Annotated in this window: 10 protein-coding genes and 1 tRNA gene; 4 read left to right on the forward strand and 7 right to left on the reverse strand. The window is 73.2% G+C overall.

The annotated features are described in order from the left end of the window. The first annotated feature begins 55 nt into the window (after window positions 1-55). Window positions 56-2,080 carry a M3 family metallopeptidase gene (locus tag BX285_RS24165; RefSeq protein WP_121178001.1) on the forward strand — a complete coding sequence of 675 codons (2,025 nt, stop codon included), beginning with the start codon at window positions 56-58 and terminating at the stop codon, window positions 2,078-2,080. A 31-nt stretch (window positions 2,081-2,111) separates the two neighbouring features. Here BX285_RS24165 and BX285_RS24170 read toward each other — a convergent pair whose 3' ends face one another. Further along, entirely contained in the window at window positions 2,112-3,644 is a 1,533-nt protein-coding gene (locus tag BX285_RS24170) for a cellulase family glycosylhydrolase (RefSeq protein WP_121178004.1), read from the reverse strand. 127 nt (window positions 3,645-3,771) lie between these two features. Then, the gene (locus BX285_RS24175) at window positions 3,772-4,407 is read right to left on the reverse strand and encodes a TetR family transcriptional regulator (RefSeq protein WP_121178006.1); all 636 of its coding nucleotides are present in this window, start codon (window positions 4,405-4,407) and stop codon (window positions 3,772-3,774) included. A 146-nt stretch (window positions 4,408-4,553) separates the two neighbouring features. Here BX285_RS24175 and BX285_RS24180 point away from each other — a divergent pair, with 146 nt between their 5' ends. Next, window positions 4,554-5,780 carry an acyl-CoA dehydrogenase family protein gene (locus BX285_RS24180; protein ID WP_121178009.1) on the forward strand — a complete coding sequence of 409 codons (1,227 nt, stop codon included), beginning with the start codon at window positions 4,554-4,556 and terminating at the stop codon, window positions 5,778-5,780. Between the two features lie 12 nt (window positions 5,781-5,792). Here the strand turns inward: BX285_RS24180 and BX285_RS24185 are convergent, their stop codons facing one another. From BX285_RS24185 to BX285_RS24195, 3 genes are all read right to left on the reverse strand, one after another. Next, window positions 5,793-6,443, reverse strand: coding sequence for a hypothetical protein (locus BX285_RS24185; protein WP_259470761.1), 651 nt, complete (start codon window positions 6,441-6,443; stop codon window positions 5,793-5,795). Between the two features lie 144 nt (window positions 6,444-6,587). Then, window positions 6,588-7,400: an enoyl-CoA hydratase/isomerase family protein gene (locus BX285_RS24190; protein WP_121178011.1), complete on the reverse strand. Its 813-nt coding sequence runs from the start codon at window positions 7,398-7,400 to the stop codon at window positions 6,588-6,590. 35 nt (window positions 7,401-7,435) lie between these two features. After that, a complete protein-coding gene (locus tag BX285_RS24195; RefSeq protein ID WP_121178014.1) occupies window positions 7,436-8,125 on the reverse strand; it encodes a TetR family transcriptional regulator in 690 nt (229 codons plus the stop codon). 151 nt (window positions 8,126-8,276) lie between these two features. On the opposite strand from BX285_RS24195, the gene BX285_RS24200 reads away from it, so the two are divergent. Then, on the forward strand, window positions 8,277-9,809 hold the full coding sequence (locus tag BX285_RS24200) for an MFS transporter (protein WP_398901061.1): 1,533 nt from the start codon (window positions 8,277-8,279) through the stop codon (window positions 9,807-9,809). A 103-nt stretch (window positions 9,810-9,912) separates the two neighbouring features. On the opposite strand, the gene BX285_RS24205 is transcribed toward BX285_RS24200, so the two are convergent. Further along, on the reverse strand, window positions 9,913-10,461 hold the full coding sequence (locus tag BX285_RS24205; RefSeq protein WP_121178017.1) for a GNAT family N-acetyltransferase: 549 nt from the start codon (window positions 10,459-10,461) through the stop codon (window positions 9,913-9,915). 76 nt (window positions 10,462-10,537) lie between these two features. Here BX285_RS24205 and BX285_RS24210 point away from each other — a divergent pair, with 76 nt between their 5' ends. After that, a complete protein-coding gene (locus BX285_RS24210) occupies window positions 10,538-11,176 on the forward strand; it encodes a TetR/AcrR family transcriptional regulator (protein WP_183107208.1) in 639 nt (212 codons plus the stop codon). A 372-nt stretch (window positions 11,177-11,548) separates the two neighbouring features. On the opposite strand, the gene BX285_RS24215 is transcribed toward BX285_RS24210, so the two are convergent. Next, window positions 11,549-11,624 (reverse strand) — tRNA-Arg (locus BX285_RS24215). Window positions 11,625-12,230: the final 606 nt, after the last annotated feature.

Consider the following 12,230-nt stretch of genomic DNA (forward strand, 5'->3'; position numbering starts at 1 on the left):
CAACGGGAGGAGGGGCACATGGGCAGGGCGGGTGACACCGCGTAGGGTCGGCGGAATGACCGAGAACCCGTTCTTCCGGCCCAGCACGCTGGAATACGAACTGCCGCCCTTCGCCGAGATCCGTGAGGAGCACTACCTGCCCGCGTACCGGCGCGGGATGGCCGAGCAGTTGGCCGAGATCGCGGCGATCACGGCCACCGGGTCCGCGCCGACCTTCGAGAACACCCTGGTGGCGCTGGAGCGTTCCGGGGAGCTGCTGCGCCGGGTGGACGTGGTGTTCCGCAACCAGGTCTCCTCCGACACCACCGACGCGCTGGACGCCGTGGACGCCGAGGTGAGCCCGCTGCTCGCCGCCCACCACGACGCGATCCACCTGGACCGCGCGCTGTTCGCCCGGATCGAGGAGCTGTACGGGCGTCGCGACGAGCTGGGCCTGGACCCGGAGTCGCTGCGGCTGCTGGAGCGCTGGTACACCGGCTTCGAGCGTTCCGGAGCCCGGCTGGGCGAGGCGGAGCAGGCCCGGCTGCGCGAGCTGAACGCCGAACTCGCCGCGCTCGGCACGACCTTCCAGCAGAACGTCAACGCCGCCACCCGGGCCGCCGCGCTGGTCCTGGACTCCGCGGCCGAGCTGGCCGGGCTGGACGAGGGTGCGATCGCCGGCGCCGCGGAGAACGCGCGGGTGCTCGGCCACGAGGGCAAGTACGTGCTGAGCCTGAAGAACACCTCCGGCCAGCCCGAACTGGCCCAGCTCGCCGACCGGTCGGTGCGTGAGCGGCTGCTGGCGGCCTCGCTCGGCCGGGGCGTCGAGACGAACGGCCCGCTGGCGATCCGGATGGCCGCGCTGCGCGCCGAGCGGGCCGGGCTGCTGGGGCACCCGAGCCACGCCGCGTACGTGGTGGCGGACGAGACTGCCGGCACCGTCGAGGCCGTCTCCGGTCTGTTGTCCCGGCTGGTCGGGCCGGCCGTGGCCAACGCCCGCCGGGAGGCCGCCGAACTGGCCAAGGCGGCGGCCGAGGACGGCATCGAGGAGATCGCCGCGCACGACTGGGCGTACTACTCGGAGAAGGTCCGGCAGAGCTCGTTCCAGGTCGACGCGGCGGCGCTGCGCCCGTACTTCGAGCTGGAGCGCGTACTGCGCGACGGTGTGTTCTTCGCGGCGGAGCTGGCGTACGGGCTGCGCTTCACCGAGCGGCCGGACCTGACGGCCCACCACCGGGACGCGCGGGTCTTCGAGGTGTTCGAGGCGGACGGCACCCCGCTGGGCCTGTTCATCGGCGACTTCCACGCCCGGGCGTCCAAGCGCGGCGGCGCCTGGATGGACTCGCTGGTCGCGCAGTCCGGGCTGACCGGGCAGCGGCCCGTGGTGCTGAACACCCTCAACATCCCGCTGCCGGCGTCCGGCGAGCCGGCACTGATGTCCTGGGACGAGGTGCGCACGCTCTTCCACGAGTTCGGGCACGCGCTGCACGGGCTGTTCTCGGACGTGCGCTACCCGCGGTTCTCGGGCACCTCGGTGCCGCGGGACTTCGTCGAGTTCCCCTCGCAGGTCAACGAGATGTGGATGGTCCGCCCGGAGGTGCTGGCCAACTACGCCCGTCACCACGAGACCGGGGAGCCGCTGCCGGCCGAGCTGGTCGAGCGGATGACGGCGGCCGAGGGCTTCGGGCAGGGCTTCCGGACGGTGGAGTACCTGGCGGCCACGCTGCTGGACTGGGCCTGGCACACCGTGCCGCAGGGCGAGGAGGTCGCGGACGCCGAGGAGTTCGAGGCGCGGGCGCTCGCCGCGGCGGGGATCGCGGTGGACGCGGTGCCGCCGCGCTACCGGACGGCGTACTTCCAGCACATCTTCGCCAGCGGCTACAGCGCGGCGTACTACGCCTACATCTGGTCGGAGGTGCTGGACGCCGACACCGTGCAGTGGTTCGAGGGCAACGGGCGCACGGTGCGGGAGAGCGGCGAGACGTTCCGGCGCGAGCTGCTGGCGCGCGGGTTCAGCCGGGACCCGCTGGAGTCCTTCCGCGCGGTGGTCGGCCGGGCGCCGGAGACCGGGCCGCTGCTGGCCCGCCGGGGGCTCGTCTGATCAGTTCGGTTCGAGTCGTTCCGGTTCCGGGTCATTCCGGTCGGAGCGTGATCGTCACCGGGGTGCCCGGACGGGCGTGCGGGAGCCGGATCCGTACGGTTCCCGCGCGTCCGTCCGCGGGCTGCTCGACCTCGACGCGGGCGTTGGCGGGCGAGACGGTGACCCGGACGCCGCGCGGAAACGCGGACGGCGGCAGGAGGAGTTCGCTGCTGTGCCCGGTGCCGTCGGCGCTCCAGCGGACGGTGCCGCCCGCGGTGCCGCCTTCGGTGCCGGTCTCGGTACGGACGTCGGTGCCGGCGACGGCGGCCGGGTACGGGCCGAAGGCGGGCTCGTCGCCGGGGGCGGGCCGCCCGGCCGGGTCGAGCGCGCAGTAGCCGCCGGTGCCCCGGCACCAGTACCACATCGTCCAGCCCTCGGCGAAGCCGTCCATCGCGGCGACCTGCCGGGAGACCAGTTGACGGTTGCCCGGCGTACGGGAGTTCGGCGGGCCCCACTCACCGACCAGGACCGGCAGGCGGTGGGCGGCCGGGTAGCCGGTGATCGCGGCGGTGTACTGCTCGACGAAGCCTGCCGCCGGATCCCAGTCGGCGCCGTTCTCGACCGCTGTGTCGTAGAAGTGCGGCGCGTAGCCGAGCCGGGGTGCGCCGGGGCGCGGGTCGGTGAAGCCGGGCAGCCGGGTGGGCACGCCCTGGCCGACCAGGACCGTCGGCTCCACGAACAGCCAGGCACGGGAGTCGACTCGGCGCACCGCGGTGATCAGCCGGCCGTACATGTCGGCGAGCCGGCCCTGTTCCAGGACGGCGGAGGCGGCGGCCAGGACGGCCGGGTCGCTCGGGTCGCCGTCCACCGGGCCGAACGGCTCGTTGAACAGGTCGTAGCCCAACAGCGAGCGGTGGCCGCGTAGTTCGCGGGCGAGCCGGGTGTAGAAGTCGGCCTGCCAGGCGCGCAGGTCGGGGTCGTCGTAGAGGTGGCGGAAGGCGGCCTGGACGGCGGGCTGGAAGTAGCCGGCGAACCAGTCGTCCGGGTCCGGGGTGAAGGGCAGGCCGTCGTCCCGGGTGGCCCAGACCGGGATGCCGTTGGTGCCGCCGCCGAACTTCGGCCCGTAGACGTCCTGGTGGAAGTCGACCAGGACGAGCAGGCCCAAACGGTCGGCCCGGTCGAGGAGTTGGTGCAGGCGGCGCAGTTCGGTCCGGTCGAGGCGGCCGCGGGTGGGCTCCAGCCTGGTCCAGGAGACCGGCAGCCGGACGAGGGTGAAGCCCTGCCCGGCGATCGCGTCGAGGTCGGCCGCGGTGGCCTCGGCGTACTTGTCGAGGTTGAAGCCGCGCAGTCGGAGCTGCCGCCCCTGGGCGTCGGTGAGTGAGGTGCGGCCGTCCGCGGCGGTGGCCGTTCCGGTGGGGAAGCGGTCCTGGTACCCGCCGTGGGCCGGGGCCGCGGTCGGGCTCGCGGGCTGGGCCGCGGCCGGTTGCGGGGCCGGGGCCGGGGTCGGGGCGCCGTGAGCCGGTCCGGTGGTCAGGGTGGCGGTGGCGGCGAGCAGCAGGGCGACGGCGGTGCGGCGCAGGCGCATCGGGGACCTCGCACGGCGGGGTGGGTGGGGGCCCGATGATGCCCGGCTCGCCCTCGGCGGCACAAGGGTCGTGCGCACCAGAGTCGGGTGCACAAAGATCGTGCACGGCAAGGGAGTTCCGGTGAGTTCAGTCCGCTGCCGGGGCCGTGGGCTCGGTGGGGGCGGCCGGCAGGACGGCGGTCGGCAGGTCGGCGGCGGCGGCCAGCCGGCCCCAGAGCAGGTCGGCCAGGGCCTGCACCATCCGGGTGCGCGAGCAGGGCCTGGACTCCAGCCACCAGTCCCCGGCGGCCAGCACCATGCCGGTGATGCCCCGGCCCCAGGCCTCGGCGAGCAGGTCGCGGTCGGCGCCGAGGTCGATCTGGCTCTGGACGGCGCGGGTGATCTCCTCGGCGATCTGCCGCAGGGCGGGGGCGAGTGCGTTGCCGGCGCCGCTCGGGTCGCCCGGCTCGGGGTGGGTGAGCAGTCGGTAGACCTGGGGGCGGGCCTCGATCCCGGCGAGGTAGGTGTCCAGCACGTGCTCGACCCGGTCGCGGCGCTCCAGCGGTTCGGCGAGGGCGGCCCGGACAGCGGTCAGCAGGCCGCTGGTGTGGCGTTCGGTCAGGGCTCTGATCAGGCCGTTCCGGTCGCCGAAGTGCCGGTAGAGGATCGGCTTGGTGATGCCGGCCTCGGCGGCGATGGCGTTCATGCTGGCACTCGGCCCCTCGCGCTGGATGACCCGGTCGGCGGCGTTGAGCAGCTGCTCGCGGCGGGGCTCTCGGGACATGCGCTGCTCCTCGGATTCGGGGGTGGATCTGGGGGGTCGTCACCGGTCAGGGCCGTTGACACCGGTTACCAATCAGTAGCAGACTCCGTCGATGTTACCGGAGGTAACACCCTGGTCGGCCGCACACGTCTTCGGAGGCAAGCACCATGAGCAGCACGTTCTCGCTGGACCCGGGCGCGGACCAGCTCGCCGTACGCGACTGGCTGCACGGCTTCGCCGCCGACGTCATGCGCCCCGCCGCCGCCGAGTGGGACGAGCGCGAGGAGACCCCCTGGCCGGTCATCCAGGAGGCCGCCAAGCTGGGCATCTACTCGCTGGACTTCTACGCCCAGCAGTACTTCGACCCCTCCGGCGTCGGCATCCCGATCGCCATGGAGGAGCTGTTCTGGGGCGACGCCGGCATCGGGCTGTCCATCGTCGGCACCACGCTGGCCGCCGTCGCGGTGCTGGCCAACGGCACCGACGAGCAGATCGGCACCTGGACCCCGCAGATGTTCGGCACCCCGGACGACGTCAAGGTGGCCGCCTTCTGCTCCTCCGAGCCGGACGCCGGCTCCGACGTCTCCGCGCTGCGCACCCGGGCCGTGTACGACGAGGCCAAGGACGAGTGGGTGCTCAACGGCACCAAGACCTGGGCCACCAACGGCGGGATCGCCGCCGTCCACGTCGTGGTCGCCACCGTCGACCCGGCGCTCGGGGCGAAGGGGCAGGCCTCCTTCGTCGTCCCGCCGGGCACGCCCGGGCTGAGCCAGGGCCAGAAGTTCAAGAAGCACGGCATCCGGGCCTCGCACACCGCCGAGGTCGTGCTGGACGGCGTCCGGGTGCCCGGCAGCTGCCTGCTCGGCGGCAAGGAGAAGCTGGACGAGCGGCTGGCCCGGGCCCGCGAGGGCGTCAAGCGCCCGGGCGGCAAGGGCAACGCGGCGATGGCCACCTTCGAGGCCTCCCGCCCGGCCGTCGGCGCGCAGGCCATCGGCATCGCCCGGGCCGCGTACGAGGTGGCGCTGGATTACGCCGGAACCAGGGAGCAGTTCGGCCGCCCGATCATCGACAACCAGGGCGTGGCCTTCCAGCTCGCCGACATGAAGACCCGGATCGACGCGGCCCGGCTGCTGGTGTGGCGGGCGTCCTGGATGGCGGCCAACAACCAGCCGTTCACCGCCGCCGAGGGCTCGATGTCCAAGCTGTACGCGGGCGAGACGGCCAAGTACGTGACGGCGCAGGCGATGCAGATCCTCGGCGGCAACGGCTTCACCCGGGAGTACCCGGTGGAGCGGATGCACCGGGACAGTGCGATCTACACGATCTTCGAGGGGACCAGCGAGATCCAGCGGCTGGTGATCGCCCGGGCGATCTCGGGGATGCCGATCCGCTAGACGCTGGTGGCCCTAGCGGGCGGCCCAGAAGGTGAGCCCGGCGGTGAGTGCGCCCACCGCCGTGCCGACGACCGTCTGGGCGACGGTGTGGTCCCGCAGCACCACGCGGGACCAGCCGACCACCGGGACCAGCGGGGAGAGCAGCAGCCAGAGCGGGCCGAGCGCGATGGCCAGGCAGACCACCGCGCCGGCGGTCACGGCGGTGTGCACGGAGACCTTCCACCAGGCGGTGATCACCAGGATCGGGACCAGCGAGGCGAACATCGCCAGGACCAGGGCGGTCAGGTCGGCGGGGGCGTCCAGCCGGATCATCACCGCGAAGCTGAGCAGCACCGAGCCCATGATGAACGGCAGGACGGTCAGCCGGCGCTGCCGGTGGCCGACGTGGCGGTCCGCCACGGTGCCCTTGCGGATGCCGCGCCGGATGAACAGGGTCGGGATGACGGCCGCGAACAGGATCGCGAACAGTGCCCAGCCGACGCCGGGCAGGCCGTAGCGCAGGCCGCCCAGCAGCGGGAGCAGGGCGATGATCACGTTCTTCGGCTCGACGCCGTCGGTGATGCGGCGGGCCCAGACCGTTCGGGCGGTGGGGGCGGCCCCGCCTTCGGTCGTGGCCTCGGTCATGGCCTCGGTCATGGCCTCGGGCGTGGCCTCGGTCGTCATCGGGGTGGTCGCTCCGGGGTCGTGAGGGGCTGGACGGCGGCCGGATGATCGTACGGGTGTCGCCGCCGTGCACGGACCCCGGCCGCGCTTCCCGGCCACGCTTCCCGGCCACCTGCTCCGGTCCGGGATCAAACCGGTCCCGGTTCAGAACCGGGCCGGCCGGCCCTCCAGGAACGCGGCCAGGCCCTCGTGGACGTCCGGGGCCTGCCGGGAGCGGCGCTCCCAGGGGGCCAGCGCCTCGGCGGCCTGCTCGGGCGGGACGGCCAGGGCGGCCTTGACCGCACCGATGGTCTGCGGCGAGCGCAGGGTCAGCAGGCGGGCGAAGTCCAGTGCGGCGGCGTCCAGTTCGGCGTCCGGCAGGACGCGTTCGGCGAGGCCCAGCGGCAGCGCGTCCCGGCCCGGCACCAACTCGCCGGAGAACAGCAGGTACTTGGCGCGCGCCGCGCCGACCAGCCGGGCCAGCCGCAGGGTCGGCACCGCCGGGTAGACCACCCCCAGCTTGGCCGGGGTGATGCCCAGCCGGGCGTCCTCGGCGACGAAGCGCAGGTCGCAGGCGACGGCCAGTTGGCAGCCGCCGCCCACGCAGGCGCCGTGCACCACCGCGATCGTCGGGTGCGGGAAGGCCGCCAGCGCCTCCTCGGCGACGACGTTGATCGCGTGGTAGGCGTCCGCGCGTTCCGGAGCGCCGTACATCTCGGCGAGTTCGCCGATGTCCGCGCCCGCGCTGAAGGTGTTGCCGGCGCCGGTGAGCAGCAGGGCGCGGATGCCGTCCTGGGCGGCGAGCTGCTCCAGCACGGCGGGGATGGCCTGCCAGATCGCCAGGGTCACCGCGTTGCGGCGGTGCGGGCGGGCCAACTCCAGCACCGCGACGCCGTCCTCGCCGACGTACGCATGGAGGCCCTCGACCCGGGTGGGCAGGGCTGAGCGGTCCCGCGTGAGCAGCGGCTGGTCGTCCATGCGCACCTCCGGTGGGTCGTGGTGCGCCCACTCTCTCAGGCGGTGGCGGCGCAGTAGTCCCCGAGGCCCCGTTCGACCAGGGCGAACGCGCGCCGGGTCGCGCCGAGGGCGTCCGGCAGGATGTCCGCGGCGCGTTCGCCGGCCAGCATCCGACGCTGGTTCTCGCCGGTCAGGGTCAGCTGGGCGGCCACCAGTTGGGCGGCGGCGACCCTGGCGGTGAGCTCGTCGTGGGCCGGGTCCTGGGCGAGCAGCTCGGCGGCCAGCAGGGTCTGCGTCTTGCGGTCGAAGCCGGCGGTGGCGCGAATCGCCAGGGCCGGGGTCTGGTGGATCACCCGGACCACATTGAGGACGACCGGGTCGTCGCTCAGGCCGGTGGAGGGGTCGAACCGTTCGAGCGCGGCCAGGTAGTGCTCGCGCAGCGCCACCACCGCAGAGGTGCCCGGGGCGCGCTCGCGCACCACCCGGGCCGGCTCGTCGAGGTGCTGCTCCAGCGGGGCCATGACCAGGTCTTCCTTGGTGGGGAAGTAGTTGAAGACGGTCATCTTGGACACCTCGGCGGCTGCCGCGATCTCGGCGACCGAGACCTGGTCGAACCCCCGCTCGGCGAAGAGTCCGATGGCGGTGTGCCAGATCCGCATGCCGGTCTGGATCTTCTTGCGCTCGCGCAGCGGGAGCGCGCCGAGGTCGCGGTCGGCGGCGAGGTCGAGGGCGGGGTGTGTCGCCATGGGGAGACTGTACCAGGATCAAAGGTGGACTCGGCTGAATAATTGGCTTGGGCGAAGAATTGACCAGGTACAAAAATGCTGCCATGGTGGTGCCGAGCCCGCCGGACCACCCCGGTCGGGCCGAACTCCACTGACTCCGGGGGACTTTCCGATGGCACCCGATGCCCTGGCCGAACCGGCTCCGGCCGCACCGACCCTGATGACACCGGCCCGGCGAAGGCTGGGCATGATGCTCTGCCTGGTCACGATCGTGCTGGCCGTGCTCGACATGAACATCGTGTCGGCGGCCACCGTGCCGATCGTCCGCGACCTCGACCCCGTCCACGGCGTCGACCGGCTGCCCTGGCTGGTCAGTGCGTTCGCCCTGGCCGCCACCGCGCTGCTGCCGCTGTACGGCAAGCTCTGCGACGTCCACGGCGCCAAGCGCGTGTTGCTCGGGGCCGTCGGCACCTTCCTGGTCGGCTCCGCGCTGTGCGGGGCGGCCCAGACCATGGGCCAGCTGATCGCCTTCCGGGCCGTCCAGGGCATCGGGGGCGGCGGCCTGATGAGCGTCACCATGGTGGTCATCGCCCAGTTGAAGGAGCCGGAGGAACGCGGCGGCGGCAAGGGCGGGGCGATGGGCGGGATCGTCGCGGGCCTCGGCATGGCGATCGGCCCGCTGATCGGCGCGCTGTTCACCGACCACCTGAGCTGGCGCTGGATCTTCTACGTCAACCTTCCGCTCGGCCTCGTCGTCCTGGCCGGCGTCGCCCTGGTGGTCAAGCTGCCGTCGGCGGCCGGGCGTCGGAGACTGGACTTCCCCGGCGCCGCCCTGGCGGCCGCCTTCGCCACCGGGCTCCTGCTGGTCACCGAGTGGGGCGGCAAGGACTACGGCTGGGCCTCTCCGGTGATCCTCGGGCTCGGCGCCGCCACCCTGGCCGTGCTCGCCCTCTTCCTGTGGCGCCAGAGCACCGCCGCCGAGCCGGTGCTGCCGCTGTCGCTGTTCCGGATCCGGGTGGTGCGCCTCGGCTTCGCGATCCAGGGCCTGGTCGGGATGGGCATGACCGGCTCGATCATGTTCGTGATGCTCTACCTGCAGATCGCCCGCGGGGTCGCCCCGACCGCGGCCAGCCTGTACCTGATCCCGATGGCCGCCGGGATGACGGCCGTCGGCCTGCTGACCGGCCGGCTGGTCTCCCGCGGCCACTCGTCGCGCACGTTCCTGGTGGCCGGCGCGGGCTGCTCGGCGCTCGCCCTGGCCCTGCTCGCCCTCAGCGGGCCGGCCACCGGCCTCTGGGCGGTCTGCCTCGAACTCGCCCTGCTGGGCGGCGGGCTGGGCCAGCTGATCGGCCAGCTGATCGCCGAGGTGCAGCAGGCCGCCCCGGCCCACCAGCTCGGTGTGGCGACCACCGGGGTGCGCTTCTTCCAGACCCTCGGCAGCGCGCTCGGCGCGGCGCTGTTCGGCACCGTGCTGGCCCGGGTGTTCGAGGCGGGGGAGTCCGGCCGGACGCTCGACGCGGTCAGGACGCTCACCGGCGCGGCCCGCGAGCACGCGCTGGGCAGCTTCACGGACGCCGTGGACGTGGTGTTCCTGTCGGCGAGCGGCGTGATGGTGCTGGTGCTGGTGCTCGCCCTGCGGCTGCGGGCCTCCGGGGGTGCGGCGGGGGAGCGTTCCGAGCCGGAGAAGCCGGTGCTGGCGGCCTGAGCGGGCCGGGACGACCGGTACGGCGCGGGGCCCGGTGGACCACAGGGGAGTCCACCGGGCCCCGCGCCGTCGGTGCTGCCGGGAAGGGCGTCGCCGCCGGGCGTCAGGCCCGGGCGGCCCACTCGGAGGCCAGGATCGCCCAGATCTCCTTGTCCAGGCGGACCCCGTTGTGCAGGTACCACTCGCGCAGCACGCCGTCCCGCGTCATGCCGACCCGTTCGGCGACGGCGCGGCTGCGGGCGTTGACGGAGGTGCACCACCACTCGGCCCGGTGAAGGCCGCGGGTGACGAAGGCGTAGTCGAGCAGCTGCCGGACGGCGGCGGTGACCAGCCCGCCGCCCTCGCCGGCCGGCTCGGTCCAGGCGCCGATCTCGCAGACGCCGGACTTGGTGTCGAAGCTGACGAACATCACGCCGCCGACCAGCGTGCCGTCCCGCCAGATGCCGAAGATCCGCTTCTGGTCGGCGGCCTGGCCGTCGGCGTAGCGCTGCAGGGTGGCCCGGGCGGAGTCCAGGTCGGTGGAGAAGGTGGCCCAGGGGATCCACGGGTCGGTGTGGGCGCGGGCGCGGTCGATGTGGGCCAGGAACTCGGGGGCCTGCCAGGGCTCCAGCGGGCGCAGTTCGGCGTGGTCGGTGAGCTGTACGGCAAACACGGGCGGGCCTTTCACGATGGTGCGCGGGCTGGTCGGATCTATTCATAACAAACGTTTGGTATGTACGATAGCCCCCATGACACCGGCCCGTGGAGACCATGACGCCCGCCGCTCGGACGTGTCCGAGGGGGTGTGGCGAGTGCTCTCCACCCGGGGCTTCGAGGGGCTGACGCTGCGCGCGGTGGCCACCGAACTGGGCGCCTCCACCGGGCTGTTGACGCACTACTTCCCGAACAAGCGGGCGCTGCTGAGCCATGCGCTGGAGGAGCTGGACCGGCGCTCGGGCGACCGGCCCCGGCGGGCCGCCCCCGCCGACGGCAGCCCGCCGCCGCCTCCCGGGCTGGCCCGGCTGCGGGCGGCGCTGCTGGACGTCCTGCCGCTGGACGGGGACTCCGCGGCCGGCAACCGGATCTGGGTCGGCTCCTGGGACCACGCGCTGGCCGATCCGGAGCTGGCGGCCGCGCACGCGGGCCGCTACGCCCGGTCGCGGGTGGCGCTCACCGGGTTCGTCCGGGACGCCCAGCGGCTCGGGGAGCTCCCGGCGCAGGCCGATCCGGCGGAGGTCGCGGCGGGGGCGCAGGCCTTCGTGCTCGGACTGGTGGTGCAGGCGCTGTTCGCCCCGGACGAGTTCCCGGCCGGGCGCCAGGAGGCCCTGCTGGACGCCTATCTGGCGGGGCTGACGGGGCCGGCGGCGCCGACCGAGTCGGCGGACTGACGGCGCTTTCCGGCTCGTGTTCCTGGGTGTCCGCTGGGCGTTCCCGGGGTGCTTTCCGGGTGCTTTCGAGCGCGACCGGTGCGCTTTAGGGCGTTTCCGGGTGCTTCCGAGAGCTTCCGGGCGGGGAGTTCCCCCGGGATTTCCGCCGTACGGGCGGCCCGGCGGGATTGTCCGGGCCGTGGGATTGTCCGAAAACGACCCGGAACCCGACCGAGCACCGCACCTGCCGCCGGCAATGGCCGCCGGCACTTTTTCGCGGCGGCATGACACGCATTGTCACGGGTTATGCGCGGTGCGTGCGCAGTATGACCGGGAGAACCTATCCGGCTACGCATAGTCGCGGTCGTGCGGCGATCCGCGGAAATTGTCGGGTGGCGCCCCCAGCAGGATTCGAACCTGCGACCTACCGCTTAGAAGGCGGGTGCTCTATCCGCTGAGCTATGGGGGCGGGACGGGCGGCGCCCGGGTGGGCGTGACCGTGGCCGGGAGCGGGCGACGAGCGCCGAGGGCGCGCGCTGTCCGGCCCCGTACCTGAGGGTGGGGGTGGGGGTGGGTGGACCCTCGACCTGTCGGGGACAGGATAAGGGTGTCCAGTTCCTCGGCCGAGTGTGACGACACCGTCGTTGGTGTGTCGGTTCGGTGGAGCGGTCCGATAATCGCAGGTGAACGCCGTGAGTGCAGCGGTCTGGGAGTGTTCCGCGCCGGACGTTGTGCAGTCGTTACGGGGCTGCCTCCTCACCCGTTATGGATTCGGCACGGAGAATGCGCCGCCGGCGGCGCGAGTGGGGCGCTAATCGTGGTTGCGCCGGTCGGATGACGTGCGCGGACGGTCGCCGGGGGGCGTTCCCCCGGCCGCGGGTGGGGGCGGCGATCAGCGGGTTTGTTGTCATGGCCGCGAAGAGGCGGGGGCGAAGCGGTCTCCGGAGGGCAAAATTCACCCCTGCGAGTGACAGCTGTTCCACGGGCCCGAGTTATCCACAGGATTTCGGAAGTCATTGGCCGTTATTTCCCGCGGGGTGCACGCTCAAGGCGCACCGGTCGATTCCGTACGGTG

The organism is Streptomyces sp. 1114.5 (assembly GCF_003635085.1).
GTDB lineage: Bacteria > Actinomycetota > Actinomycetes > Streptomycetales > Streptomycetaceae > Kitasatospora.

Bases quoted from the DNA above. Each gene is read 5' to 3' on its own strand.
- BX285_RS24180 (WP_121178009.1), top strand. From the start codon at position 4,554: ATGAGCAGCACGTTCTCGCTGGACCCGGGCGCGGACCAGCTCGCCGTA.
- BX285_RS24165 (WP_121178001.1), top strand. From the start codon at position 56: ATGACCGAGAACCCGTTCTTCCGGCCCAGCACGCTGGAATACGAACTG.
- BX285_RS24190 (WP_121178011.1), bottom strand. From the start codon at position 7,400: ATGGACGACCAGCCGCTGCTCACGCGGGACCGCTCAGCCCTGCCCACC.
- BX285_RS24210 (WP_183107208.1), top strand. From the start codon at position 10,538: ATGACACCGGCCCGTGGAGACCATGACGCCCGCCGCTCGGACGTGTCC.
- BX285_RS24185 (WP_259470761.1), bottom strand. From the start codon at position 6,443: ATGACGACCGAGGCCACGCCCGAGGCCATGACCGAGGCCATGACCGAG.
- BX285_RS24170 (WP_121178004.1), bottom strand. From the start codon at position 3,644: ATGCGCCTGCGCCGCACCGCCGTCGCCCTGCTGCTCGCCGCCACCGCC.
- BX285_RS24175 (WP_121178006.1), bottom strand. From the start codon at position 4,407: ATGTCCCGAGAGCCCCGCCGCGAGCAGCTGCTCAACGCCGCCGACCGG.
- BX285_RS24200 (WP_398901061.1), top strand. From the start codon at position 8,277: ATGGCACCCGATGCCCTGGCCGAACCGGCTCCGGCCGCACCGACCCTG.
- BX285_RS24195 (WP_121178014.1), bottom strand. From the start codon at position 8,125: ATGGCGACACACCCCGCCCTCGACCTCGCCGCCGACCGCGACCTCGGC.